23 protein-coding genes and 1 pseudogene are annotated in these 24,290 nt (G+C 67.9%); 10 read left to right on the forward strand and 14 right to left on the reverse strand.

What is annotated here, in order from left to right; translation table 11 throughout:
- Positions 1–11: 11 nt before the first annotated feature.
- The 4 genes and pseudogenes from glpX to CPH63_RS21575 all read left to right on the forward strand — a co-directional run bounded on the left by glpX (position 12) and on the right by CPH63_RS21575 (position 3,736).
- Entirely contained in the window at positions 12–1,088 is a 1,077-nt protein-coding gene (gene glpX / locus CPH63_RS21560) for a class II fructose-bisphosphatase (protein WP_096304782.1), read from the forward strand.
- 15 nt (positions 1,089–1,103) lie between these two features.
- Positions 1,104–1,481, forward strand: a pseudogene (locus CPH63_RS21565) (YbjQ family protein); the annotation flags it as partial.
- Between the two features lie 241 nt (positions 1,482–1,722).
- Positions 1,723–3,132: an aspartate ammonia-lyase gene (locus CPH63_RS21570; RefSeq protein WP_096304784.1), complete on the forward strand. Its 1,410-nt coding sequence runs from the start codon at positions 1,723–1,725 to the stop codon at positions 3,130–3,132.
- Positions 3,133–3,178: 46 nt separating this feature from the next.
- On the forward strand, positions 3,179–3,736 hold the full coding sequence (locus tag CPH63_RS21575; RefSeq protein WP_096304785.1) for a pyridoxamine 5'-phosphate oxidase family protein: 558 nt from the start codon (positions 3,179–3,181) through the stop codon (positions 3,734–3,736).
- A gap of 6 nt (positions 3,737–3,742) precedes the next feature.
- On the opposite strand, the gene CPH63_RS21580 is transcribed toward CPH63_RS21575, so the two are convergent.
- The 7 genes from CPH63_RS21580 to CPH63_RS21610 all read right to left on the reverse strand — a co-directional run bounded on the left by CPH63_RS21580 (position 3,743) and on the right by CPH63_RS21610 (position 10,088).
- The gene (locus CPH63_RS21580) at positions 3,743–4,462 is read right to left on the reverse strand and encodes a hypothetical protein (RefSeq protein WP_096304786.1); all 720 of its coding nucleotides are present in this window, start codon (positions 4,460–4,462) and stop codon (positions 3,743–3,745) included.
- Positions 4,455–4,658, reverse strand: a complete 204-nt coding sequence (locus tag CPH63_RS21585; RefSeq protein WP_206745606.1) for a hypothetical protein — start codon at positions 4,656–4,658, stop codon at positions 4,455–4,457. Before CPH63_RS21585 ends, CPH63_RS21580 begins: the two co-directional genes overlap by 8 nt.
- Positions 4,655–5,659 (reverse strand): biotin synthase BioB, encoded by a 1,005-nt coding sequence (gene bioB, locus CPH63_RS21590; protein WP_096304787.1) that lies wholly within the window; start codon positions 5,657–5,659, stop codon positions 4,655–4,657. The genes CPH63_RS21585 and bioB overlap by 4 nt, the downstream gene beginning before the upstream one ends.
- Positions 5,660–5,663: 4 nt before the next feature.
- Positions 5,664–6,422, reverse strand: a complete 759-nt coding sequence (gene bioD / locus CPH63_RS21595; protein ID WP_096304788.1) for a dethiobiotin synthase — start codon at positions 6,420–6,422, stop codon at positions 5,664–5,666.
- Positions 6,419–7,558 (reverse strand): 8-amino-7-oxononanoate synthase, encoded by a 1,140-nt coding sequence (locus CPH63_RS21600; protein ID WP_096304789.1) that lies wholly within the window; start codon positions 7,556–7,558, stop codon positions 6,419–6,421. Before CPH63_RS21600 ends, bioD begins: the two co-directional genes overlap by 4 nt.
- Positions 7,559–7,650: 92 nt before the next feature.
- Positions 7,651–9,030 (reverse strand): PhoH family protein, encoded by a 1,380-nt coding sequence (locus CPH63_RS21605; protein WP_096304790.1) that lies wholly within the window; start codon positions 9,028–9,030, stop codon positions 7,651–7,653.
- 290 nt (positions 9,031–9,320) lie between these two features.
- Positions 9,321–10,088 (reverse strand): isoprenyl transferase, encoded by a 768-nt coding sequence (locus tag CPH63_RS21610; protein ID WP_096304791.1) that lies wholly within the window; start codon positions 10,086–10,088, stop codon positions 9,321–9,323.
- Positions 10,089–10,186: 98 nt separating this feature from the next.
- Here CPH63_RS21610 and CPH63_RS21615 point away from each other — a divergent pair, with 98 nt between their 5' ends.
- On the forward strand, positions 10,187–10,873 hold the full coding sequence (locus tag CPH63_RS21615) for a hemolysin III family protein (protein ID WP_206745607.1): 687 nt from the start codon (positions 10,187–10,189) through the stop codon (positions 10,871–10,873).
- 522 nt (positions 10,874–11,395) lie between these two features.
- Entirely contained in the window at positions 11,396–11,896 is a 501-nt protein-coding gene (locus CPH63_RS23860) for a hypothetical protein (protein ID WP_096305338.1), read from the forward strand.
- Between the two features lie 78 nt (positions 11,897–11,974).
- Here CPH63_RS23860 and CPH63_RS21625 read toward each other — a convergent pair whose 3' ends face one another.
- The 4 genes from CPH63_RS21625 to CPH63_RS21640 form a co-directional block, all read right to left on the reverse strand.
- Positions 11,975–14,005 (reverse strand): thioredoxin domain-containing protein, encoded by a 2,031-nt coding sequence (locus tag CPH63_RS21625; RefSeq protein WP_096305339.1) that lies wholly within the window; start codon positions 14,003–14,005, stop codon positions 11,975–11,977.
- Positions 14,006–14,043: 38 nt separating this feature from the next.
- On the reverse strand, positions 14,044–15,546 hold the full coding sequence (locus CPH63_RS21630; RefSeq protein WP_096304793.1) for a glycoside hydrolase family 1 protein: 1,503 nt from the start codon (positions 15,544–15,546) through the stop codon (positions 14,044–14,046).
- A 313-nt stretch (positions 15,547–15,859) separates the two neighbouring features.
- On the reverse strand, positions 15,860–16,885 hold the full coding sequence (locus CPH63_RS21635) for a LacI family DNA-binding transcriptional regulator (RefSeq protein ID WP_096304794.1): 1,026 nt from the start codon (positions 16,883–16,885) through the stop codon (positions 15,860–15,862).
- Between the two features lie 61 nt (positions 16,886–16,946).
- Positions 16,947–18,320 (reverse strand): HNH endonuclease signature motif containing protein, encoded by a 1,374-nt coding sequence (locus CPH63_RS21640; RefSeq protein ID WP_096304795.1) that lies wholly within the window; start codon positions 18,318–18,320, stop codon positions 16,947–16,949.
- Positions 18,321–18,508: 188 nt separating this feature from the next.
- On the opposite strand from CPH63_RS21640, the gene CPH63_RS21645 reads away from it, so the two are divergent.
- Entirely contained in the window at positions 18,509–19,702 is a 1,194-nt protein-coding gene (locus CPH63_RS21645) for a trans-acting enoyl reductase family protein (protein WP_096305340.1), read from the forward strand.
- Here CPH63_RS21645 and CPH63_RS21650 read toward each other — a convergent pair.
- Positions 19,699–20,019 carry a putative quinol monooxygenase gene (locus CPH63_RS21650; protein ID WP_096304796.1) on the reverse strand — a complete coding sequence of 107 codons (321 nt, stop codon included), beginning with the start codon at positions 20,017–20,019 and terminating at the stop codon, positions 19,699–19,701. The genes CPH63_RS21645 and CPH63_RS21650 overlap by 4 nt on opposite strands.
- A 114-nt stretch (positions 20,020–20,133) precedes the next feature.
- Between CPH63_RS21650 and CPH63_RS21655 the strand changes: the two genes are divergently transcribed.
- Together CPH63_RS21655 and CPH63_RS21660 are read left to right on the forward strand one after the other, a co-directional pair.
- Positions 20,134–21,603 carry an aminopeptidase P family protein gene (locus CPH63_RS21655; RefSeq protein WP_096304797.1) on the forward strand — a complete coding sequence of 490 codons (1,470 nt, stop codon included), beginning with the start codon at positions 20,134–20,136 and terminating at the stop codon, positions 21,601–21,603.
- A 15-nt stretch (positions 21,604–21,618) separates the two neighbouring features.
- Positions 21,619–22,164 carry a DUF1992 domain-containing protein gene (locus CPH63_RS21660; RefSeq protein ID WP_096304798.1) on the forward strand — a complete coding sequence of 182 codons (546 nt, stop codon included), beginning with the start codon at positions 21,619–21,621 and terminating at the stop codon, positions 22,162–22,164.
- A gap of 27 nt (positions 22,165–22,191) precedes the next feature.
- On the opposite strand, the gene CPH63_RS21665 is transcribed toward CPH63_RS21660, so the two are convergent.
- Positions 22,192–22,611 (reverse strand): hypothetical protein, encoded by a 420-nt coding sequence (locus tag CPH63_RS21665; protein WP_096304799.1) that lies wholly within the window; start codon positions 22,609–22,611, stop codon positions 22,192–22,194.
- On the reverse strand, positions 22,608–23,531 hold the full coding sequence (gene mca, locus CPH63_RS21670) for a mycothiol conjugate amidase Mca (protein ID WP_096304800.1): 924 nt from the start codon (positions 23,529–23,531) through the stop codon (positions 22,608–22,610). The genes CPH63_RS21665 and mca overlap by 4 nt, the downstream gene beginning before the upstream one ends.
- A gap of 256 nt (positions 23,532–23,787) precedes the next feature.
- On the opposite strand from mca, the gene greA reads away from it, so the two are divergent.
- Positions 23,788–24,285 (forward strand): transcription elongation factor GreA, encoded by a 498-nt coding sequence (greA, locus tag CPH63_RS21675; protein ID WP_096304801.1) that lies wholly within the window; start codon positions 23,788–23,790, stop codon positions 24,283–24,285.
- The last annotated feature ends 5 nt before the right edge of the window (positions 24,286–24,290 follow it).

Raw genomic sequence — 24,290 nt, forward strand, 5'->3', positions numbered from 1 at the left:
AAGGCCCACCCATGACCGACTCGACCACAGCGACCACAGCGACCGCTGCCACCGTTCCCAGCACGCCCCACGGCGTCCCACCGGAGCTGGCGGTACCTCGCCAGGCCCCGGATCGCAACCTTGCCCTGGAGCTCGTCCGGGTCACCGAGGCCGCCGCGATGGCGGCTGGTCGCTGGGTCGGGCGCGGCGACAAGAACGGCGGCGACGGCGCCGCGGTGGACGCGATGCGGGCGCTCATCGGCACCGTCTCCATGCGCGGCGTCGTGGTGATCGGTGAGGGCGAGAAGGACAAGGCCCCGATGCTCTACAACGGCGAGGAGGTCGGTGACGGCACCGGACCGCTCTGCGACGTCGCGGTCGACCCGGTGGACGGCACCACCCTCATGTCGAAGGGCATGCCCAACGCCATCGCGGTCATCGCCGTCGCCGAGCGGGGCAGCATGTTCGACCCCTCCGCGGTCTTCTACATGGACAAGATCGCCACTGGCCCCGAGGCGGCCGACGTCATCGACATCACCGCGCCGGTCGCCGAGAACGTCCGACGAGTGGCCAAGGCCAAGCACGGGCGCCCAGAGGACGTCACCGTCTGCATCCTGGACCGTCCGCGGCACGCCAAGCTCGTCCAGGAGGTGCGCGAATCCGGCGCCCGCATCAAGTTCATCAACGACGGTGACGTCGCCGGAGCCATCGCGGCCGCCCGGCCGGGCACCGGTGTCGATCTGCTGCTCGGCATCGGCGGCACGCCGGAGGGCATCATCTCGGCCGCCGCGCTGGCCTGCATGGGCGGCGCCATCCAGGCCAAGCTCTGGCCGCTGGACGACGACGAGCGCCAGCGGGCGATCGACGCCGGGCACGATCTGGACAAGGTCCTCACCACCCGCGAGCTGGTCACCGGCGACGACATCTTCTTCTGCGCCACCGGCGTCACCGACGGCGATCTCATCCGAGGCGTCAGCTACTACGCCGACGCCGTGCAGACCGAGTCGATCGTGATGCGCTCCAAGTCCGGCACCATCCGCACGGTCAGTTCGCTGCACCAGCTGGGCAAGCTGCGGGCATACTCGTCGGTGGACTTCGACCGCAATTAGCAGAACGGACACTTCATGCTTGTAGTCACCACCAACGAGATCTCCGGTTGGGAGATCCAGCGCGTCTGCGGCGAGGTATTCGGGCTCACCGTCCGATCCCGCAACGCGTTCTCCCAGATGGGCGCCGGCTTCAAGTCGATGTTCGGTGGCGAGCTGCAGGGAATGACGAAGAACCTCACCGACTCCCGCAACGAGGTGATGGCGCGGATGCTCGAGCATGCCCGCGCCCGCGGCGGAAACGCCGTCATCGGAATGCGTTTCGACACCTCGGAGATGGGCGACACCTGGACTGAGATCTGCGCCTACGGCACGGCCGTGGTGGCGATCCCGGTGACCGATGGAGCCCGCCAGACGGCAGCCGAACTCGGCTACGGGGGCGCCACTCCGGCACCGGCCACCCCAACGCCCCAGGGGCCACCACCGCACGTCCCCCCAGTCGGAACGCTGCCTCCGCAGCACTTCCCCGGGGCGAATGGGCCGGGCTACCAAGCCGGCCAGCATGGGGGCCAGCCGGGCTACCCGCAGCAGCCCTACCCGTCGAGCTAGATCAGGGCCCGGCCTCAGCCCGAGAGCCGCCGCCACCAGCAGTTCACCACCACCCGCCAACCGTCAACATGCAAGGAATTAAGGACGAATGAGTACCGCACCCGAGGCTGACTACCGGATCGAAAAGGACTCGATGGGCGAGGTGCGGGTACCCCGCGACGCCAAATGGCGAGCCCAGACGCAGCGCGCAGTGGAGAACTTCCCGATCTCCGGCCAGCCGATCGAGCGGGAACTCATCGCCGGACTGGCCCTGATCAAGGGGGCGGGCGCGCGGATCCGGGCGCAGCGTGGCCTGCTCGACCAGACCAAGGCCGACGCCATCGCCGCCGCCTCGATCGAGGTGGCGCGCGGCGACTGGGACGGCGAGTTCCCCATCGACGTCTTCCAGACCGGCTCCGGCACCTCCTCCAACATGAACACCAACGAGGTGCTGGCCTCGCTGGCCGCCGACATGCTCGGCGCGGCGGTACACCCGAACGACGACGTCAACGACCCGCTGTCGAGCAACGACCAGTTCCCGTCGGCGATCCACGTCGCGGCGACCAAGGGCGTCGTCGTCGACCTGATTCCGGCCCTGGCCCATCTGGCCCAGACCCTAGAAGGGCGCGCCGCCGCCTTCGCGACCGTTGTGAAGTCCGGCCGCACCCACCTCATGGACGCCACCCCGGTCACCCTGGGGCAGGAGTTCGCCGGCTACGCGGCCCAGGTGCGCTACGGCATCGAGCGCCTTGAGGCGACACTGCCCCGGGTGGCCGAGCTGCCGCTCGGCGGCACCGCCGTCGGCACCGGTATCAACGCGCCGGCCGGCTTCGCAGCCGATGTCATCAGCCTCATCGCCGCCGACACCGGCCTACCCCTCACCGAAGCCCGTAACCACTTCGAGGCACAGAGCGCACGAGACGGGCTGGTCGAACTCTCCGGCGCGCTGCGGACCATCGCGGTCGGGCTGAACAAGATCTCCAACGACATCCGCTGGATGGGTTCGGGCCCGCGCACCGGCCTCACCGAGCTGTACCTGCCGGATCTGCAGCCGGGCAGCTCGATCATGCCGGGCAAGGTGAACCCTGTGCTCTGCGAGGCGGTCTGCCAGGTGGTCGCCCAGGTCATCGGCAACGACGCCGCCGTCGCTTGGGGCGGTGCCGCCGGCAACTTCGAACTCAACGTCATGCTGCCGGTAATCGCCCGCAACGTGCTGGAGTCGATTCGGCTGATCGCCAATGTTTCCCGAGTCTTCGCCGACCGCTGCGTCAACGGCCTCGAGGCCAACGTCGAGCGGTGCCTGGAGTACGCGCAGTCCTCGCCGTCGATCGTCACCCCGCTCAACCACTACGTCGGCTACGACGAGGCATCCAAGATCGCCAAGCAGGCCCTGGCCGAGCGGAAGACGATTCGCCAGGTGGTCATCGAGCGCGGGCACGTGGCCGCCGGAACCATCACCGAGGCGAAACTCGACGAGGTGCTGGACGTGCTCTCCATGACCGTGCCGGCAACCAGCTGAGCGAATTGATTCGATCATCTTCGGGGGTCAATGAGATCATGGGCCAATGGGGAAGATCTTCGCCGAGGTTGATCAGAAGCTGGCCGACTGGCTGCTAGCGCAGCCGGTGTACTTCGTCTCGACCGCGCCGCTGGCCGCCGACGGGCACGTCAACGTCTCCCCGAAGGGGATGGACGGCACCTTCGCCGTCCTCGGCCCGACCCGGGTCGCCTACCTCGACTACTTCGGCTCCGGGGCCGAGACGATCGCCCACCTGCGTGAGAACGGTCGGATCGTGGTGATGTTCTGCGCCTTCGACGGTCCGCCGAAGATCGTGCGACTGCACGGGCGCGGACGGGTGATTCGGCCGGACGACGCGGAGTGGGCGGAACTGCGGGGACGCTTCGGCAAGGATCGCGACCATGGCGTGCGCTCCATCATCGTCATCGACGCCGACCGTATCTCCGACTCCTGCGGCTACTCGGTGCCGAAGATGGAGTACGTCGCCGATCGCGACATCCTGGATCTGCACCAGCTGAAGAAACCGGCCGAATTCTACGAAGACGTCTACGCCGTCGAGCGAAACGCCACCAGCATCGACGGGCTCCCCGCGCTTCAGCCGTAGGTCTCGCTAATTCGCGCCGCCGAGGCCCGTCTGCAGCGCCTTGATGACGGCCCGACTAGCCCGCCAACCGCGCACCGACACCGCACCAACCACCTGCCTGTCTCGCTTGATCAACACCGTCCACGGTTTGATCCGCAGCAACCGGCCCACGATTCCGGCCCCGATCAACAACAGCGCGAAGACAACCTCGATCGCCAGGAGACCGAGCGGCACCGCGATCAGCAGAACGACCGCAACGACCGCAATGGCCAGAATGACCAGGAAGAATTCGTCGCCACCGTCGAGCCAGTCAAGGCCGCTGAACCCGCCACCACCACCGCCGCCGGAATGACCTAGACCGGCTGGATGGGTACCGCCGCCACCGCCGCTCCCGCCACCGCCACCACTGCCGCCGCTCCCCGCACTGAGACCATCACTCACCGCGTCGCCAAGATCCAGCGCGGTGTCGAGTGCGTCGAACGGGTCGATGTCGAGTTCCAGCTTTCGCCGGTCGATTTTTGCCTCCAGCGGAAGCGGATGAGCGAACCGCTCGGTGCTGAGCAACAGGCCAGTGATGAATTGGGGCACCTCATCCGGCGGTCCATCGAACTCCGCGGCGGTGAGCGGATGAGCGGCCGACTCCGCACGCGCTCGGCGTCGTGGCCCACGCCGGCCGAGCGCTTTGCGGACCACCCACGGCGTCCGAAAGGCTCCCCAGTGACGAGCGACGTCCCACTGCTCACTCACGGCTGGATGAGGTCTCCCCGTGCTCGACGCAGCGGGCGCTCCAGCCGGTCGGCGTCACCTGCACCACCATGCGCCGCCGGCACCGGCTGCAGAATCGCGGCGGCTCCAACTCCCGGGCCCGCTGGCAGCCCGCGTGAGCGCCGCCGGCGAGTTCCTCGCCGCAGCGGTCGCAGTAGCGGATGGTCTCCCGCGTCACAGATTCTTGGCCAGCGCCTTGATCGGCATCTTCAGGTCCAAGAGCATGGCCAGGTCCTCCCCGGCCGGGCGTCCCAGGGTGGTGAGGTAGTTGCCGACGATGACGGCGTTCACCCCGCCCCGCACACCACGCTCGGCCAGGTCGCCGAGGGTGATCTCGCGGCCGCCGGCGAAGCGCAGGATGGTGCGCGGCATCATCAGCCGGAAGGTGGCGACGGCCCGCAGCGCGTCGGTGGCCGACATCGGCTCCTGCTCGCCGAAGGGGGTGCCCGGACGCGGATTGAGGAAGTTCAGCGGCACCTCGTCCGGGGCCAGCGCGGCCAGCTGAGCGCCGAACTCGGCCCGCTGCTCCAGCGTCTCGCCCATGCCGACGATCCCGCCGCAGCAGAGTTCCATGCCGGCCGCGCGAACCATCTCGCAGGTGTTGATGCGCTCGTCGAAGGAGTGCGTGGTGACCACCGACGGGAAGTAGGAGCGGGCCGTCTCCAGATTGTGGTTGTAGCGGTGGACGCCGATCTCGGCCAACTCATCAACCTGGGCTTGGGTGAGCATCCCCAGCGAGCAGGCCACATTGATCTCGACCTCGGCCTGGATGGCGGCCACGCCGTCACGGACCTGCTTCATCAGCCGCTCGTCGGGCCCGCGCACGGCGGCGACGATGCAGAACTCGCTGGCGCCGGTCGCCGCGGTCTCGCGGGCCGCGCGAACCAGCGACGGGATGTCCAGCCAGGCCGAGCGGACCGGCGAGTCGAAGACGCCGGACTGCGAACAGAAGTGGCAATCCTCCGGGCAGCCACCGGTCTTGAGCGAGACGATGCCCTCGACCTCGACCTCGTCGCCGCACCACTTGACCCGCACCTCGTGGGCCAGATCCAAGAGCGCGTCCACCCGATCGTCGGGCAACTGCAGGCACTCCAGCGCCTGCTCCTGGCTCAGCCCGATGCCCTGCTCAAGTACCTGCTCGCGGGCCAACCCGAGAATGTCGGCGAGAATATCCGTCATAGAGCTACCGTCCCCATTTCACGACAAAGGCGTGGGCATCGAACTCTCCCCCGAAGTCCGGTGAGAGTGCCGCCCGCGCTATCGAACCGAATTCTTCCATCACGTGGTTACCGCCCGGCACACCGAGGGCGCCTCTGAGGCGGCCGGTGATTCCGTCCGGCAGCGCCCCGACCAACCCGGGAGCGCACTGTGCGGCGGCCAATTCGCTGAGATCACTGGCGTTGCAGCGCATGGCCAGATCGGGTTCGGCCGGCCAGCGCCCGATCAGCACACCGGCACATGGGTGGTCGCCGAGGGCTCGCAGCGTCAGCACGGTGTGGTTCATGGTGCCGAGACCGGCCAGCGTCACGACCAGCACCGCGGCGCCCAGTTCTCGAGCGAGGTCCAGCAGGGTCCAGTGATCGTCGGCATACGACACCAGGAGCCCGCCCGCCCCCTCGACGATCACCTGCTCGTAGCGGGACTCCAGCTGCCGGATCTGCTGCGCCACCTCGGCCAGCGCCAGTGCCGGACGGCCACTGCAGCGGGCGGCGGCCTGCGGCGACAGCGGGTCGGGGAAGCGGCTGAATTCGTAGGTGTCGGTGCATCCGGAGAGCCGGCTGACCTCAGCCAGGTCCCCGGGCTCGCCGGCGAGAAGGCCGGTCTGCACCGGCTTCACCACCGCGACCGGAGCCCTGCCCTGCCGAGCCAGGCCGGTCAGCGCGGCCGTCGCCACGGTCTTGCCGACGTCGGTTCCCGTGCCGGAGACGATGAGGACGCTCACCGCAGAGCGCCGTCGAGGACCGTGCCCACTCGCTGCAGATCCTCCTCGGTGAGGTCGGCCCGGGCGGTGATGCGCAGGCAGGCCCGTCCCGGCGGTACCGACGGCGGGCGGAAGCAGCCGACCCGCAGACCGGCCTCCAGGCAGCGCTGCGCCGCCGCGACGGCCCGGAGGGAATTACCAAGGAAAACCGGCACGACCGCCGCCGCCGGGTTCACCCGTTCCAGGCTGTGGACTCCGGTGATGGCGGCCAGCGCCGTCGCGTTGGCCCGGGCGGAGGCAGCCAACGACGGTTCCTCGCGAAGCACCTGCAGCGCCGCCTGCGCGGCCCCCACCGAAGCGGGGGCCAGCCCGGTGTCGAAGATGAAGGAGCGGGCCGTACTGATCAGCAGGTCGATCACCTCGACGGCACCGAGGACCGCGCCGCCCTGGGCCCCCAACGACTTGGAGAGGGTGACGGTGCGGATGACGTCAGGCTCCGCGGCCAGCCCGGCCGCGACCACGGCACCGGTCCCGCCGTCGCCGACCACCCCCAGCGAATGGGCCTCGTCGACCACGAGCAGACCACCCCGAGCCCGCGTCTCGGCATGAAGTTCACGCAGCGGAGCCAGGTCCCCGTCGACGGAGAAGACAGCGTCGGTGACGACCAGGACGTGCTCGGTCTCGACGCCGGTCAGCGCGGCTCGTACAGCGAGCGGGTCGGCGTGCGAGACGACCCGGATCGGCGATCCACTCAGGCGGCAGGCGTCGATGAGCGACGCATGGTTGGTCGCGTCCGAGACGATGGTGACGTCGGGGCCACCCAGGGCGGTGAGCACCCCGAGGTTGGCCAGGTAGCCGGAGGAGAAGCAGAGCGCGGCCGGCGCACCGGCGAACTCCGCCAGTTCCTGCTCGAAGTCCTGATGTAGTTGGGTGGTTCCGGTGACCAGGCGGGATCCGGTGCTCCCGGCGCCCCAGCGCAGCAAAGCCGCCACCGAGGCATCGATGACTCGCTTGTCCCGAGCCAGACCGAGGTAGTCATTGCTGGCCAGATCCAGCACCGCGTCCTCGGCCGGCCTCGGCCGCAGCCACCGGCGCAGGCCCGCCGCCTCGCGCGCGGCGAGCGATTCCCGCAGTCGGGTAAGCGGGTCGACGGCCATCCCGAGAGTTTCGCAGATGCATCGCCGGAGGCCGGATCGGGTGCTGAACTCTGCGGTATCCGCCTCAGTTCAGCACCCGATGCCGCCAACGCCTACAGCGGCAGGTCCTCCAGCATCTCGGTGACCAGCGCGGCGATCGGCGACCGCTCGGAGCGGGTGAGGGTGACGTGCGCGAAGAGCGGGTGACCGCGCAGCGCCTCGATCACCGCCGCGATGCCGTCGTGGCGTCCGACCCGCAGGTTGTCGCGCTGCGCCACATCGTGGGTGAGCACCACCCGCGACCCCTGACCGATCCGCGAGAGCACGGTCAGCAGCACGTTGCGCTCAAGGGACTGGGCCTCGTCGACGATCACGAAGGCGTCGTGCAGCGAGCGGCCGCGGATGTGCGTCAGTGGAAGCACTTCGATCATGCCGCGGTCGAGGATCTCCTCCATCACCTCGCCGCTCACCAGTGCGCCGAGGGTGTCGAAGACGGCCTGGGCCCACGGCCCCATCTTCTCGTTCTCGTTGCCCGGCAGGTAGCCCAGATCCTGGCCGCCGACGGCGTAGAGCGGACGGAAGACGACGACCCGCTTGTGCGCGCGCCTCTCCATGACCGCCTCGAGCCCGGCGCAGAGGGCCAGCGCCGACTTGCCCGTGCCGGCCCGTCCGCCGAGGGAGACGATGCCGACCTCGGGGTCCAGCAGCAGGTCCAGCGCCACCCGCTGTTCGGCCGAACGCCCGTGCAGGCCGAACGCCTCCCGGTCACCACGGACCAGGCGCAGTGACTTGTCCGGGGTGACCCGCGCCAGCGCGGAGCCGCGCGCGGAGTGCAGCACGATGCCGGAGTGGACGGGCAGATCAGCCGCCGCGAGGAGGTCCTCCCGTTCGGCCATCGGCAGCCGCTCACCGTCGTATAGGGCGTCGACCACCTCGACGGCAACCTCGAGCTCGCTCATGCCGGTGTAGCCGGAGTCGACCGCCAGGCTGGTGCGGTACTCGTCCGAGGGGAGCCCGACCGATGCCGCCTTCACCCGTAGCGGCATGTCCTTGCTGACCAGGGTCACGTCGTGACCGTCGGCCGCGAGGTTCATGCAGACCGCGAGGATGCGGGAGTCGTTGGAGTCGATACGGAATCCGGCCGGCAGCGACGAGAGGTCGGAGTGGTTCAGCTCGACCCGCAGCGTGCCACCGTCCACGCCGATCGGGATCGGAGCGTCGAGGCGGCCGTGCTTGATCCGGAGTTCGTCGAGTGCGCGCAGGGTCTGACGGGCGAACCAGCCGAGCTCTGGGTGGTCTCGCTTAGCTTCCAACTCACTGATCACAACGAGCGGGAGGACCACTTCATGTTCGGCGAACCGTCCGAGAGCACCCGGGTCGGAGAGGAGAACCGACGTGTCGAGAACGAAGGTCTTGACCGGGAATTCTTCAGTGGCGGACGGGCTGGCGGATCCGGAGTTGGATCCACCATTGGGTTCACGGACAGCACTCATGACGCACTCCAGGGATGGGTGTGACCTCAGGTGTTGGAATCCGGACGTCCCGGCCGCCGCGCTGCAGGTGGCGACTCTTCCCCGTGGTCACCCAGACCGCGGGGGCACGTCCGGCCCCTTCGCTGGTCATAACCACCGTTGCGGGACCTCCCGGAGTGGACCGGATGGGCCGGTGCCACCACCAAGAACGTTACGTCGGTTCTGGCCTCTGTGCGCGTTAACACGCAGGTGATCAAACTAACGTTGAACGTTCTGGATTCCCTGGACGAGCGTCAAGCCGGCAAAGCGGTTTAGCTACCGTAGCGGCGCTGGCGCAGACCGTAATCACGCAGCGCACGGAGGAAATCGACCCGCCGAAAATCGGGCCAGAGGGCGTCGCAGAAATAGAACTCGGAGTGCGCGGACTGCCACAGCAGGAAGCCCGACAATCGCTGTTCACCAGACGTTCGGATCACCAGATCGGGGTCGGGCTGCCCGGCCGTGTATAGGTGGTCGGCGATGTGTTCGACATCGATCACCTCGGCCAGCTCTTCGATCGAGGTACCGGCGGCGGCCTGCTCCTGCAGCAGCGAGCGCACCGCGTCGGCGATCTCACGGCGTCCGCCGTAGCCCACGGCGATGTTGACCCGCAGCCCGTCGCGGTTGGCGGTGCGCTCCTCGGCCGACTTCAGCGCGGTCGAGGTCCGCTCCGGGAGCAGGTCGAGGGCTCCGACCACGGTGAGACGCCAGTGCTGCCCGTCGTCGGCCAGCTCGTTGGCGACGCCCTCGATGATCGACAGCAGCGGTTGCAGCTCGTCGTCCGGGCGGGTGAGGTTGTCGGTGGAGAGCAGCCACAGCGTGACGTGCTCGACGCCCGCCTCGGTGCACCACTGGAGGAGGTCGTTGATGCGTCGAGCACCCTCGAGATGCCCGTGGTTTACATCGGTAAATCCGGCGGCCCGGGCCCAGCGGCGGTTGCCGTCGAGCATGACGGCGACATGTTTGGGGACTGGCCGCCCCTGCAGACGGGCACGCAGGCGACGCTCATAGACCGAGTAGACGGCATCGCGTAACCCCACAGTCTCGGAGCATATCGCTGTTAGGTACTCGGGGAGAATCTGCGATCGCGCTGAGGGTCACATTTCGTGATGGCTCGCTGACCGGTAGCGTCCTTGCCATGACAGCGATGGGCTCAGCTGCTCCCGCGCCGGCCCTCACCGGTCCGCTCGTCAAGCCCCGGCTACGCGGCTGGTTTCACGCCTACGCGGCCGCCATCTCGGTGGCTACCGGCGTGGTGCTCGTCGCCGTCGCCGCGGCCCTGCGTGGTCCGCTGGCCGGATGGTCGACGTCGCTCTACGCGCTGACCGTCACCGGACTCTTCGGGATCTCAGCCTTCTACCACCGCGGCCGCTGGTCGCCAGCGGCGCTTCGTACCTGGAAGCGTCTCGACCATTCGATGATCTTCGTCTTCATCGCCGGCACCTACACGCCGATCTCGCTGCTCACGATGCCACGGGACACGGCGATCATGATGCTGACGATCGTGTGGAGTGGTGCCCTGCTCGGCGTGGGGCTGCAATGGTTCTGGCCCGGGCATCCACGATGGCTCTCCGCGCCCTGCTACATCGCACTCGGCTGGGTGGCGATCTTCGTCGTCCCGGATCTGCTGCACAAGGGCGGTGCGGCCACCCTGATCCTCATCCTGGTCGGTGGCCTCTTCTACTCCTCCGGTGCCGTCATATACGCGACGAAGCGCCCCAACCCGGCACCCAAGACGTTCGGCTTTCACGAACTCTTCCACCTCTTCACACTCTTCGCCGCGATCTGCCATTACATCGCGATCTGGTTCGCCGTCTTCTCCTAATCATTCAGGTCCCAGCTCTTCAGGCTCCTCCCCAACCACGGGTGCTCCGCCGCGTTGCTCGACGCGATGGGGTGCCCGTTTTTCCGTTGCGTCCGCACTGCGATCCCGCCCCGGCCCGTCGCATCCCCCCTTCTCCTCCGACCTCCCCTGGCCGGCGGGGAATGAATCGTGGTTGGCACTCGTTAGCAACTGTGTAATCATGTAATCATGTAATTGAGCCCTTAGGAGGCAGACATGAGAAGCAACCACATACCTGGTGAAAGACGCTTCCGCAGTGACGCGGGCGGCGAAGTGCCGACCGGCAGCGGAGCAGACGGAAGCGAGCAAGAAGGCGGCCGAGGACGCGGTGGTCATCGCGGTCCGGGCGGCCACGGCGGCCGCGGTTTCGGTCCGGGGGGACGCGGCGGTGGGCCCGGTGGTCGGGGCGGACCCGGTAGTCGGGGCGGCCCCGGTGGTCGGGGCGGCCCCGGTGGTCGGGGCGGACGTGGATTCGGCCGTCCCGGCGGTTGGCAGCAGGCTGATCTGCCGGCGGCCGACGATACTCTCGATTGGCTGACCGGGCGCCTGCCCGAAGGCTGGTTCGTCGGCGCGCCGCAGGTCGAGATCGACCGCGAGGAGATCACCGTAATCGGCGAGCTTCCGCCATTGGAGGCCGACGGACCGGTCTCGGAGGCCGCCTCGATCGGACGGATCACCCGCTTTCGCGAGGAGACCCGCGACGCCCGCATCAAGATTGCGGACGAGGCCGAGGCCCGCTACGGGCGAAAGGTCGCGTGGGGCGCCTCGATCGGTGAGACGGTCGTCGTCTTCACCCACCTATCGGTGCCGGTGATGACCCGGCTGCGGCAGAGCGAGCGCCAAGTGCTCGACACTCTGGTCGACGCCGGGGTCGCCCGCTCCCGCTCCGAGGCGCTGGCCTGGAGTGTGAAACTGGTCGGGGAGCACACCGACGAGTGGCTGGCCGGTCTGCGGGACGCGATGGCCGAGGTGGACAAGCTCCGCACCGAGGGGCCGAACCTCTAGTCAAATACGGGAGATTGGGGAGTTTGTTGCCCGGATTCCGGGCAGCAGACTCCCCAATCTGCGTCGGATGTGTCGCTGCTAGCCGCGTCGGCTCAAGGCGGCCGCGAGGGCGGCCCCGCTCGTCGTGGGTGCGTCGCAGACCATGCCGTAGCAGACGTAGGCGGCCGCCGATCCGGCGACCAGCGGGCGGAACTGAAGCAGCGGAACACGCTCCGCGTCCGGGTCGCCCGAGACGATCACCGCCCCCGGGGGCCGCTGCCGCCAGGCCAGCTCGGTGAGCGGGCCGGCCTCGGCCGCGGTGCGTTCCCCGGCCGACTCGGCGCCGACGGCCGGAGCCGGGCGCTCCCCCACGATGGCGATCTGCACCGGCCCGGCAACCAGTCCTTCGGCCGCCGCCAATCCCCATCCGAGGAAGCGGGGCTGGGTGGTACCGAGCCAGGAGACAACCTGGAGCGCGCGTTCGGCGGCCTCCCGGTGACTCAGCGAACCGGTGAGTGCCGAGTAGGTCAGTAGCGCGTTGGCCACCGCGCTCTGCCCGCTCGGGGCCGCATTGTCACTGGGGTCCTTCGGACGCTGAACCAACTGCTCAGCGTCATCGGCGGTGTCGAAGAGACTCCCGTCCCGGTCGAGGAAATGTCGCAGCGCGACCCCCAGCAGCGAGCCGGCCGCCTCCAGCCAGCGCGGCTCGGCGGTGGCCTGATGAAGCATCAGCAGCCCGTCGGCCAGATCGCCATAGTCCTCGGCCACTCCGGCCGCCTCACCGGCCACCCCGTCCAGCGAGGTCCGGCGCAGCCGACCGTCGACGAGATGAGTACGCAGCATCAATTCGCCCGCCTGCCGGGCGGCCGCCAGGTACCGGCCGTCGAGCAGCATGCCGGCCTCAGCCAGCGCGGCTATGGCCAGCCCGTTCCAGGCGGTGACCACCTTGTCGTCTCGGGCCGGCTGCGGGCGCTCGGAGCGAGCCTCCAGCAGCCTGATCCGCACTTCCTCCCACCAGGCCGGATCGGCGGCATCTTCGCGCAGTTGCAGCGTCGAGGCGCCCTTCTCGAACGTCCCCACCGCGGTCACGTTCAGCAGCTTCGCCGTACGGGCGGCGTCTCGTGGTCCGAGCACCTGGGTCAGCTGAGCCGGCGTCCAGGCGTAGGTGAGCCCCTCCACCCCGTCGGTGTCGGCATCCAGGGCCGAGGCGAATCCGCCGTCGACTGTGCCCAGGTCGCGGATCAGGAAGTCGGCCGTCTCGCGCGCCACCCGTTCGGCCAGCGGCGAGCCGGTGATCCGCCACCAGTGCAGATAGACCCGTAGCAGCAGGGCATTGTCGTAGAGCATCTTCTCGAAGTGGGGCACCACCCACGCGGCGTCCACGCTGTAGCGGGCGAAGCCGCCGGCCAGCTGGTCATACATCCCACCGCGGGCCATCGCCTCGCACGTCCCCTCGACCATCCGCAGCGCATCGACGTCGCCGGTGCGCTCGTAGCGGCGGAGCAGGAACTCGAGCACCATCGACGGCGGGAACTTGGGGGCGCCGCCGAAGCCGCCGTTAACTTCGTCGTAGCCGGGTGCGAGCCGCAGCGCCGCTGCGTCGAGTTGCTCGGGGCCCGGAATGCTGCGCGTGTCGGGGGCGGTGGGAACCAGATCGGCCAGCGCCGTGACGATCCGTTGGCCGGCGGCCAGCACCTCGTCGCGCTGCTCGTCCCAGGCCCGGGTCGCCGAGATGAGCAGCGACTGGAACTGAGCACGAGGGAAGAATGTGCCGGCAAAGAAAGGGGATCCGTCCGGGGTGAGCAGGCAGGTCATTGGCCAGCCGCCCTGTCCGGTGAGCGCAGTGGTGGCCTGCATGTAGACGGCGTCGATGTCCGGTCGCTCCTCGCGATCGACCTTCACATTGACGAAGTTCTTGTTCATCAACGCGGCGACGTCTTCGTCCTCGAAGGAGTCATGGGCCATCACGTGACACCAGTGGCAGGCCGCGTAGCCGACCGAGAGGAGCACCGGAACGTCTCGGTCCCGCGCCTCGCGGAACGCCGCCTCGCCCCACTCCTGCCAGTCGACCGGGTTGTCGCGGTGCTGTTGCAGGTAAGGACTGCTGGCGAGCGCGAGCCGGTTCGTCATGCCACCAATCATGCTCCACGGTAGTAGTGACCCGACCATCAGACGATCCCGTTGACCCGACTCACCGCGTGATACCACTGCGCCGACGACTTCGGCGTGCGGACCTGGGATTCATAGTCGACGTGCACGATGCCGAAGCGCTTGCCGTAACCCCAGGCCCACTCGAAGTTGTCCATCAGGGACCAGACGAAGTAAGCACGAACATCGGCCCCGGCTTCGATCGCGTCACTGAGCGCCAGCAGGTGGCTCTCCAGGTAGTCGATCCGATCCTGGTCGTGGACGATCCCGCCCTCGCCGACGACGTCCGGGAAAGCGGCCCCATTCTCGGTGATCATCATCGCCACGCCGGGGTAGTCACGGTGCACGCGCAGCAGTAGCTCGGTAAAGGCCTCAGGCTCGATTCGCCAGCCCATGTCCGTGTATGGCCCCGCCTGCGGGACCGAGTACGCCCGGTGGCTGCCGGGCCAGATCGACGGCTCGTCCGCACCCTGCGGATCGTTGGTCCAACGCTTGGTGATCTGGGCCGCCTCCTGCGGGCCGAGGGCAGCGATCAGTGCCGGGGTGTAGTAGTTCACGCCGAGAAGATCGGGGTGCTTGTTGATGTTGTACAGGTCGGTGGCCTGCACGAAGGACCAATCAGTGACGTCGGCGGTGTCCGCGTAGAGCTCCTGCGGATAGGCACCTCTGAGGATCGGATCGAGGAAGATCCGGTTCGCTACCGTGTCGACCGACCGGGCGGCATCGACGTCTGCCGGATCCTGCGTCGCCGGGCGGACCTGGTGCAGATTGAGCGTGATCGAGATCTGCGAGTCGGCCGGCAGTACCGCGCGCAGGGCCGACGTCCCCAGTCCATGCGCCAGGTTCAGGTGATGCGCCGCCATCAGCGATGCCACCAGGTCGGTGCGTCCGGGTGCGTGGACACCACTGGCGTAGCCGAGAAAGGCCGAGCACCACGGCTCGTTCAGGGTGCCGAAGACGCGCACCCGATCACCCAGCTCCTGGCCGATGATCTGGGCGTACTCGGCGAAGCGGGACGCGGTGTCCCGATTGGCCCAACCTCCGAGGTCCTCCAGCGGCTGCGGCAGGTCCCAGTGATAAAGGGTGACAACGGGGTCGATGTGATGGCTGAGCAGCTCGTCGACCAGGCGGGAGTAGAAGTCGAGGCCCTGACGGTTCACCGCACCGGACCCGGTGGGGACGATCCGCGACCAGGCCACCGAAAAGCGGTAGGCCTGCAGCCCCAGCGAGGCCATCAGCGCTACGTCATCGGGGACTCGGTGGTAGTGATCGGCGGCGGTGTCGCCTGTCTCGTTGCCGATCACCCGTCCCGGAGTGTGGCTGAAGGTGTCCCAGATTGACGGGCCCCGGCCATCCTCGGCGACCGCGCCTTCGATTTGATAGGCGGCGGTGGCCGCACCCCAGACGAACCCGGGGGGAAAGGCCGTGCGCAGGGCGCCCGGCCGCGGTCGCGCCGCCGGCGTGGAGCCGACGTCGACCGCCGAGCGGGTCGAGCCTGCTGGTCGCATCTGGGTTGCTGTCATCCGTACACCGCTCCTTGCGCGTGGCTGTCCTTGCGTGTGGCTGTCCTTGCATGTCGCTGCTGATTCGCGTGATCCGCTCGTCTGCCGGGCTGGACGGACCGGGTGGCGGTCCGTTCCTGAGACCGATGAGAGCGCTCTCACGACGTGGCTAAGAGTGATTTATGGTGAGGGTCGCTGTCAAGGGTTCTGCCGAAATTAGTTGTCGCCGAATACAAATCGGCGTGGCCCGTCCGGGTTCGTTGCGGTCGAGGTGTTGCTGGAGGTGTTGGTCGCGACCCGGCCCGGGAGGCCCTGCGCTGACTCAGGCTCTGACTCAGGCGCTGAGTCGCGGAACCAGGGAGACCGGGAGGACGGTGATGCGTTCAGCGGCCTGGCCGGTGATGCGTTCGAGCAGTTTGCGGGCCATCGATTGCCCCATGGCATCAAGTGGCTGCCGGACGGTGGTGAGACCCGGGTTGACCAGGTCGGCCTCGCGAATATCGTCGAAGCCGACGACTGAGATGTCGTTCGGGACGCTCCGTCCGTTGGCGGCGATTACGCTGAGCGCGCCGAGTGCGGTGAGGTCCGAGGCGGCGAAGACCCCGTCTATCGTTGGGTCGTCTCTGAGGAGTCTCGTCATCGCCGCCGCACCACCCTCGACCGAGAAATCGCCGGGAACTATGTGCTTTTTCAACGGTTTCAGTCCGGCGTCGTTCATCGCTTGACGGTAGCCGGCGAGCCGATCGAGACCGGCCGTCATGTCCATCGGCCCAGTGATGGTGGCGATCCGACGGGCGCCGCGGTCGATGAGGTGCTGGGTGGCCAGGCGGCCGCCGCCGATATTGTCCGAGTCCACGTAGTAGATGGATTCGTCGTCGGAGATCGGTCGGCCGTTCAGCACGGTCGGCACACCGAGGGCTTCGAGTCGCTGAGGCAACTGGTCGTCACCGTGCAGTGAGACGAGCAGGACACCATCGACGTGGCCGCCGCGGGCGTAGTGCTCGAAGTTCTCAGCCTCGGCCTGGGTAGAGGCGATGATGAAGATCAGCTGCATGCCGGCTGCGGCGACTGTGGTCTGCGCTCCGCGCAACATCCCCAAGAAATACGGGTCGTTGAAGAGCCGATCGCCGCTCTCGGTGACGAGAAATGCGATCGAATCGCTCCGTTTTGTCACCAACGCCCTGGCCGCCAGATTGGGGCGGTAGGAGATCTCCGCCGCCGCCCGCTGGACGGCCTCACGGGCCTTGTCACTCACATTCGTCGCGCCACGCAGGACTCGGCTGGCCGTTGCTCGAGACACACCGGCCCGCTCGGCGACCACCTCAAGGGTGGGTGCCGTGTGTTCGCCGCCGCTCGCCACGAGGGAGAGTGTGGCATACCGTGTCGAGAGCTCGCGTTGGCCAGCTCCCGACGCGACAGACCTACCCACCCGGCGCGCATCGGATCGGCTCTGTGCCGATCGGTATCGGGGGTGGGTGGTGTTGGGTGTTGCGGACGGGTTGTTGGGTCGGGTCGATCCAGGGTGGTGGGATCCACCAGGGGATGCCGTTGGTCATGGTGAGGGTCCAGCCGAGTTGCTCGAAGGTGCGGTGGTGATGCCCGCAGAGCAGGGCCATCGTGTGAATTGAGGTCTTCCCGCCGCGGTGCCAGGGGATCTGGTGGTGGACCTGAGTCCACTGGACCGGGATGGTGCAGCCGGGGAAACAACACCCCTGGTCCCTGGCATACAACGCGAGCCGTTGAGCAGGAGACGCCAATCGTCGTTGCCGGCCGTGGCTGATGACCCCACCGGTCGGATTGAGCAGCACCGACACCACGTCGGCTTCCTCAGCCACTGCCAGGGCTTCCGGGATGCTGATGAGGTCGCCGTGGCTGGTCGTGGCGTACCCGGTCTGGGTGCGGAACTGTTCGTCGCTCATGGTGATCAGCAACGTGGTCGGTACCCCGCCGCTGGGTGGGAGTCCACCGTCGGCCAGGAGCCGGAGGGAGGAGTCCAGCAACGCGTCGTGACGGCGTTGCGCCGGGGTTCGGGAGTCACGTTCCACCACCCCGCCGCCGACACCGCTGGTCTCTTCGGCTGGGGCGGGGGCGCTGAGACAGTCGAGGACAGCTTCCAACGCGGCGCCGCAGGCCGGGGTCAGTGCCCCGGTCGGGATGACCATCCCATCCAGGCGCCGGGCCAACGTGAACCCCCGGTTCTGCTGCTGACGGGTGTCAGACGGTGCGGTGCCGTCAGGGTCGAGATGGGCCACGATCCGGGTGGCGAGTTTCGCGAGGTCTCGGGGGGTGAACCAGCGGGCCTGGGCCACCAGCTCGGCCTGGACCCGGGCCCCGTGCTCAAAGTCCAGGTCCTCGCTCAACCCGTCCAGCGTGGTGGTGATGACCTTCGCGTGCCCAGCCGAGATCACCCCCGTCTTCTGCGCGGCCGCGGTCTCACCGAACACCGGGTCCAATACCTCCCCGGTCAGACCGGTCCGCGGACCCAGATCCTGCGCCGCTCTGACCCGGGCCTTCGCCTCCCCCGGATCGACCCGCAACACCCCCACCAACAACGCCTGCGGTGACGCGAACCCGAACTCACCGGCCAGTCCTCGTCCCATCACCGCCGACAGCAGCAGATGCTCCACCGCAACCTCACGGCGGCGGTGCGTCTCCCACCCCTGCAGCAGTTCCAGCAACTCAGCGGAGGTCAATGACGGCAACGGGGCGTCGAGCAAGGTGTCGACCGCCGCCGTGACCGCCTCCAACAGGGCAGCCACTTTCGGTGATGCGTCGACTTCAGGCCCTCCAACCATGCCCCCGACACTACTCGAACACGTGAGCGATGACAACCCGAATCATCAACAAAACTAAGGTGATTCGAGCCGCTCGGGATGGCTGGAGTGGTCCCACCGCGAACATACAACACCCCACCGACAATTCAACCGGCCTATCCACAGACATCGAACTATTCGCAGTGTCCCGCACCGCTTAGGGTGTGCCTATGACCGACGATCGCAGCTACGACATCGTGCTCTACGGTGCCACCGGATTCACCGGATCCCTCACCGCGCAGTATCTGGCCCGCCACGCACCGGTTGACTGTCGCTGGGCACTGGCCGGCCGGAACCGGGCCAAACTGGAATCGGTTCGCACGCTGCTCACCACGATCCGGCCAGAACTCGCGGACCTCCCGCTCATCCAGGCCGACGCCACCGATCCAGAGTCGCTGACCGCACTCACCGCGAGCACCCGAGTGGTGATCAGCACCGTTGGTCCGTACATCAACTATGGCGAGCCGTTGGTCGCGGCCTGCGCGGCGGCCGGCACCGACTACGTCGATCTCACCGGTGAGCCGGAGTTCGTTGACCTCATGTATCTGAAGTACCACGAACGCGCGGTTGCCAGCGGAGCGCGACTGGTGCACTCGTGCGGCTTCGATTCGATCCCGCACGACCTGGGCACCTTCTTCACCGTCGCCCAGTTACCCGAGGACGTGGCGCTGACGGTCAGCGGCGTGGTGAGCACCAACGCAACCTTCTCGGCCGGCACGTACCACTCCGCGCTCACCGGTTTCGCCCACGCCCGACAGACGATTCGTACCGCACGCCAGCGCAGCAGCGTGGAAGCTGCGGTCGGCCGGCATTCGGGCTCGACCCGCCGCGCGCGCTCAACCACCGGTCGAGCGCATCGCGTCGAGGGCGGCTGGGCGGTCCCACTACCCACCATCGACCCGCAGGTGATTGCGCGCTCGGCCCGTGCCCTCCCGCGTTACGGTCCCGAATTCCAGTACTCGCATTACGCGAAGGTGAAGCATCTCCCGGTGGCGATCGGGGCCGGCCTCGGCCTCGGCCTGCTGATCGGCCTCGCCCAGATCCCCCCGGTCCGTAAGTTGCTCCTCAGCCGCGCCACGCCCGGCGAGGGGCCGTCGCTGGAGCGGCGCGACCGCAGTCGATTCAGCGTCCGCTTCACCGGTCACGGCGGTGGCCGGACCGTCGTGACGCTGGTCAGCGGCGGTGATCCCGGCTACGACGAGACGTCGAAGATGCTGGCCGAGTCGGCGCTCTGCCTGGCTTTCGACGACCTGCCCAAGACGTCCGGGCAGGTCACCACCGCGACCGCGATGGGACAGGCGTTGCTGGAGAGGCTTATCGCGGCCGGAATCGGCTTCGAAGTGGTTGCGACCGAAGGCCGCTAGAAAATCCCCTTCTCGGCACTGCCGAGGTCGATGGCGCCGAGCGGGATGACCGTCGGCGCCCCGGCCAGCAGGTCGCCGAACTGACTCATCGCGGCCTTCATGTGCGGCGATGCCATGTGCCCCTTCAGATCCTCCGATGAGCCCCACTTCTCGACGGTGACGAAGGTATCGGTGTCCTCCAGACCCCGGTGGAGGCTGTAGTGAATGCAGCCATCCTCGCCATGGGTCGCCGTGGCCAGGCCACTCAGCGCCGCCGCCAACTCGTCGCCCTTCCCGTCCCGGGCCTTGATCACTGCGACGACGTTCACTTCGGGCATCACTGAGCTCCTGACTTTGGGTGTTCCTGCAACCTACGCCGCCACTCCCCCACGGTCGCGCGTAGCCCAGGTTGAGAGGGCGGCCGGAGTCGAATCCGTTCTAAGCTGGGATGCATGAGCGAAGAGCCGAACGAAGAGCCGAAAACCACCTCCTACGACATCCCGGTCTCAGCCCACCTCAAGGACTTCATCGCACAGGATTGGGATCCGGCGCCCCCGATGCCTCACCCGGCCCGCACCGACGGCACGACCTGGACCTCCGCCCGGCGCGCCCGAACGTCGGCCGCCTTCGCCGGTGAACTGATCGTGGTTCCCGCCGGGGCGATGAAGGTACGGGCCAACGACACCGACTATGTGTTTCGAGCGGCGAGCGTCTTCACCTGGCTCACCGGAGAGACGGCCGAGGGTGCGGTGCTGGTACTGGCACCGACGGCCACCGGCCATGACGCGACGCTCTATCTCCGCGAGTGCGCACCAGCCGGAGAACTGGGCTATTTCGCCAGTAGGGACGGCGCCCTCTGGGTCGGAAATGTGCCAACTCCCAGTGAAACGCAGGCAGTTCTGGGGCTGACGACTCGTGGGCTGGCCGAACTGGCCGCTGACTTGGCGCCGTGGCGGGAGAAGGAGGTCGCGCTGCTCGCCGGTTTCGACCCCGGCGTCGACGCCCTCCTACCCCGTGGCTCGGCGACCAAACTGGAGCAGGTGCTCGACGAGCTGCGTCTGGTGAAGGACGACTGGGAACTGGCCCGGCTACAGGAGGCGTGCGATGCCACCAGCCGTGGATTCGCCGACGTTGTAAGGGAATTACCGATGCTGCTGGCCCGGGGCGGCGAGCGCGGAGAGCGCTGGCTGGAGGGGACGTTCTGGCGTCGGGCGCGCATGGAGGGCAACGACGTCGGCTACACCTCGATCGTCGGTGCCGGAGCGCACGCAACCACACTTCACTGGTGGCGCAACCACGGTCGCATCGAGGCGGGTCAGCTGCTACTGGCCGACATGGGGGTGGAGACCGATTCCCTCTACACCGCGGACGTCACCCGCACGATGCCGGTGAACGGTGAGTGGCAACCGGATCAGCTCAAGGTCTACCGAGCCGTCGCCGAGGCCCAGTCCGCCGGAATCGCCGAGGTAAAGGCCGGAGCCGACTTCGGCGCGGCCCACCGGGCGGCGATGTGGATCCTGGCCGATCACCTTCATTCGTGGGGCATTCTCCCGGTCACCGCCGATGTCGCCTGCAACGAAGACACCGAGGCCCCGGGCGCCGGGCTGCACCGCCGCTACACCCTGCACGGCACGTCGCACATGCTCGGTATCGACGTCCATGACTGCGCCAAGGCCCGCTCCGAGACCTACCACAAGGGCACTCTGGCCGCCGGGCACGTCCTCACCGTCGAGCCGGGGTTGTACTTTCAGCCGAACGATCGCACCGCACCGCCGGAGCTTCGAGGTATCGGGGTGCGCATCGAAGATGACATCGTGGCCACCGATGGCGAGCCGATCAATCTCTCGGCTGCGCTGCCCCGCGATCCGGACGAGATCATGAGCTGGATGCGCGAGGTTCAGAACACCTCGGCCCAGGCGTAGAAGTCTGGTCGGCCGATGACCGAGCGGAAGCCGAAGAACGTCTCAGTCGGCAACTGGGTCGAAGGGCAGATCATCCGGGCCCAGCGCCGCGGTGACTTCGATGATCTGCCCGGCGAGGGTAAGCCGCTGCCACCGCTTGAGCTCGGCGGCGACGACATGTCCTGGATCGCCGCCAAGCTTCGCAAGGAGAATCTGCCGGTGGCGGCCGTCCTACCGCCGTCGTTGGCCCTGGCCAAGGAGGTTGAAGACCTCCCGGCGCTGATGCAGCGACAGCACGGCGAACGGGACGTGCGTGCGCATCTGGAGGACTTGAATCTCCGTATCCTGCAGGCGCATCGACGACCTCAGGAGGGCCCGCCGCTGCGGGTGATGACGCTCGACATCGACGAGTTCGTCGCCGATTGGCGACGACGCCGGGACGCCGCCGCCGCGCAGCGGGCAGTCGCAGCCGCCGCGGCGGCGCAGTTGGTCAGCGCTAGGTCCGAGCACTCCGACCTCGCCGGACCGCGCTGGCGTCCGGGGTGGTTTCGACGTCGATCTAGCCGCGAACCGAGGCAGTAGACCGCCAGTTCATGTCGGTTGAAGCGCTCAGCCCGATCCGGAGGGCGTGACCGGACCGCGAGCCTCGGCCGAAGCACCAGCAGCCGGAGACGCCTGGGGCACGGCTGTAGTAGCAGCGGTCGGCGCCGAAGGGGCATCCGGCCGAATCGGGAGGGTCTGCGGAACGGGCCCGTCAGCCGGATCGCCCGGGAACTCCTCTCGCACGGTGCGCAGGTGACGCGACATCGAGCGGAAGAGGAAGTAGCAAGCGATGCAGAGGATCAGGACGATGCCCAAACCCCAGGGCCCGGCCTTGTGGTCCTCGCCGTCACCGCTGTTGTCGGTGGAACCGGTCGGCGCCGCGCTGGCCGCCGACACGACAGCGTCAGCCAGCACCGGGTGGTAGGCGAAGAGATGAGCGGTGGCCTGCTGAAGCAGCGCGGTGGCCGGCTCGGCGGCAATCATCATCGACTCGACATCTCGTCCGCGCTGTGACCGTTCGACGACGCCGGCACATCGGTACCGTCGGCCGCCGGCGCACGCACGCCGGCAAAGAGATCGTCCTCCGGCAATGACGTCGCCACCAGCGCCTGAGCCAACTCGAAGTCTTCGGTGCCCCAAGCGCTGCGCTGGATGTCCAGCGGCGCCTTGAAGAACCAACCGTTGGGGTCGACCTGGGTTGCGTGGGCCAGCAGCGCCGCATCACGCCGTTCGAACCAGTCGCCACAAGCGATCCGGGTGGTGATGTTCGGAACCCGGCGCTTCTCCGATCGTTCGCTCCAGCGCGAGCGAATCTCTTCGAACGGCGACTCGAGCCCCTTCGAGGTCATGGCGTCGTGCAGTGCCTGCATCCGCTCCATGCTGAAGCCGACGTCGTAGTAGAGCTTTGACGGCTGCCACGGCTGTCCGGCGTCGGGGTAGGCGTCCGGATCGCCAGCGGCGGCGAAGGCGCGCATGGAGATGTTGTGGCACATGATGTGGTCGGGGTGCGGGTATCCGCCGTTCTCGTCGTAGGTCGTGATCACCTGCGGTCGGAAGGCGCGGATCTGGGCCACCAGAGCCTCAGCAGCAGTGTCGACGTCCATCAGGCCGAAGCACCCCTCGGGCAACGGTGGCAGCGGGTCGCCCTCCGGCAGGCCCGAATCGACGAAACCCAGCCAGGACTGCTCAACGCCCAGGATCGCTCGGGCTCGATCCATCTCGCCCTTGCGGATCTCGGCGATATTCGCCTCGATATCCGCCCGCCCCTGCAGCGCCGGGTTGAGGATGCTCCCCCGCTCGCCGCCGGTGCACGTGACGACCAGCACCTCAACGCCCTCATCGACGTAGCGGGCCATGGTGGCCGCACCCTTGCTCGACTCGTCATCGGGGTGGGCGTGCACGGCCATCAGGCGCAGCGGCTCGCCCTCCTGGGAGAGCGGGGTCGACCCGGATCGAGCAGACCCGAATCGGGCCGACCCGGATCGAGTGGGGTCAGATTCAGACATTCCGGTTGCAGGCACGCCTTCTATTGTTACTGACCCGGCGGCCTGCTAAGCCACACACCCCGAATCACGGCGCTTGCGGGCCTCGTTGAACGTTCGATTTGGTGTAATCATCGTCCACGGTGTTAGGTTCAGAGTTTCATTTGCTCTAGGAGAATCCATGTCCAGCACGCCCGATACGCAAGTCACCTGGCTCACGCAAGACGCCTTCGATCGTCTTTCGCGTGAGCTTGACGAGCTGGTTGCGAACCGTCCGGCGATGGCGCAGGAGATCAACGACCGACGTGAAGAGGGCGACCTCAAGGAGAACGGCGGCTACCACGCTGCGCGCGAGGAGCAGGGCAAGCAGGAGGGGCGCATCATGCAGCTCCAGCAACTGCTGCGCAGTGCGAAGGTGGGCGAGGCCCCCAGCACCAATGGCAAAGCCGGACCGGGCACCGTGGTCACCGTGCAGTTCGACGGCGACGACGAGCCTGAGAAGTTTCTGATCGGATCCCGTGAAGAGGCCGAGACGACCGATCTGCAGGTCTACTCGGCGGCGTCGCCGCTGGGCCAGGCGCTCACCGGCGCCGGCGCCGGAGCGACGGTGAGCTACGAGACCCCCAACGGCAAGACGCTCAAGGTGAAGTTGCTGAAGGTCGAGCCCTTCGCCGGCTGAATGCC

Origin of the sequence: Jatrophihabitans sp. GAS493 (genome assembly GCF_900230215.1) — a bacterium.
Taxonomy (GTDB): Bacteria; Actinomycetota; Actinomycetes; order Mycobacteriales; family Jatrophihabitantaceae; genus MT45.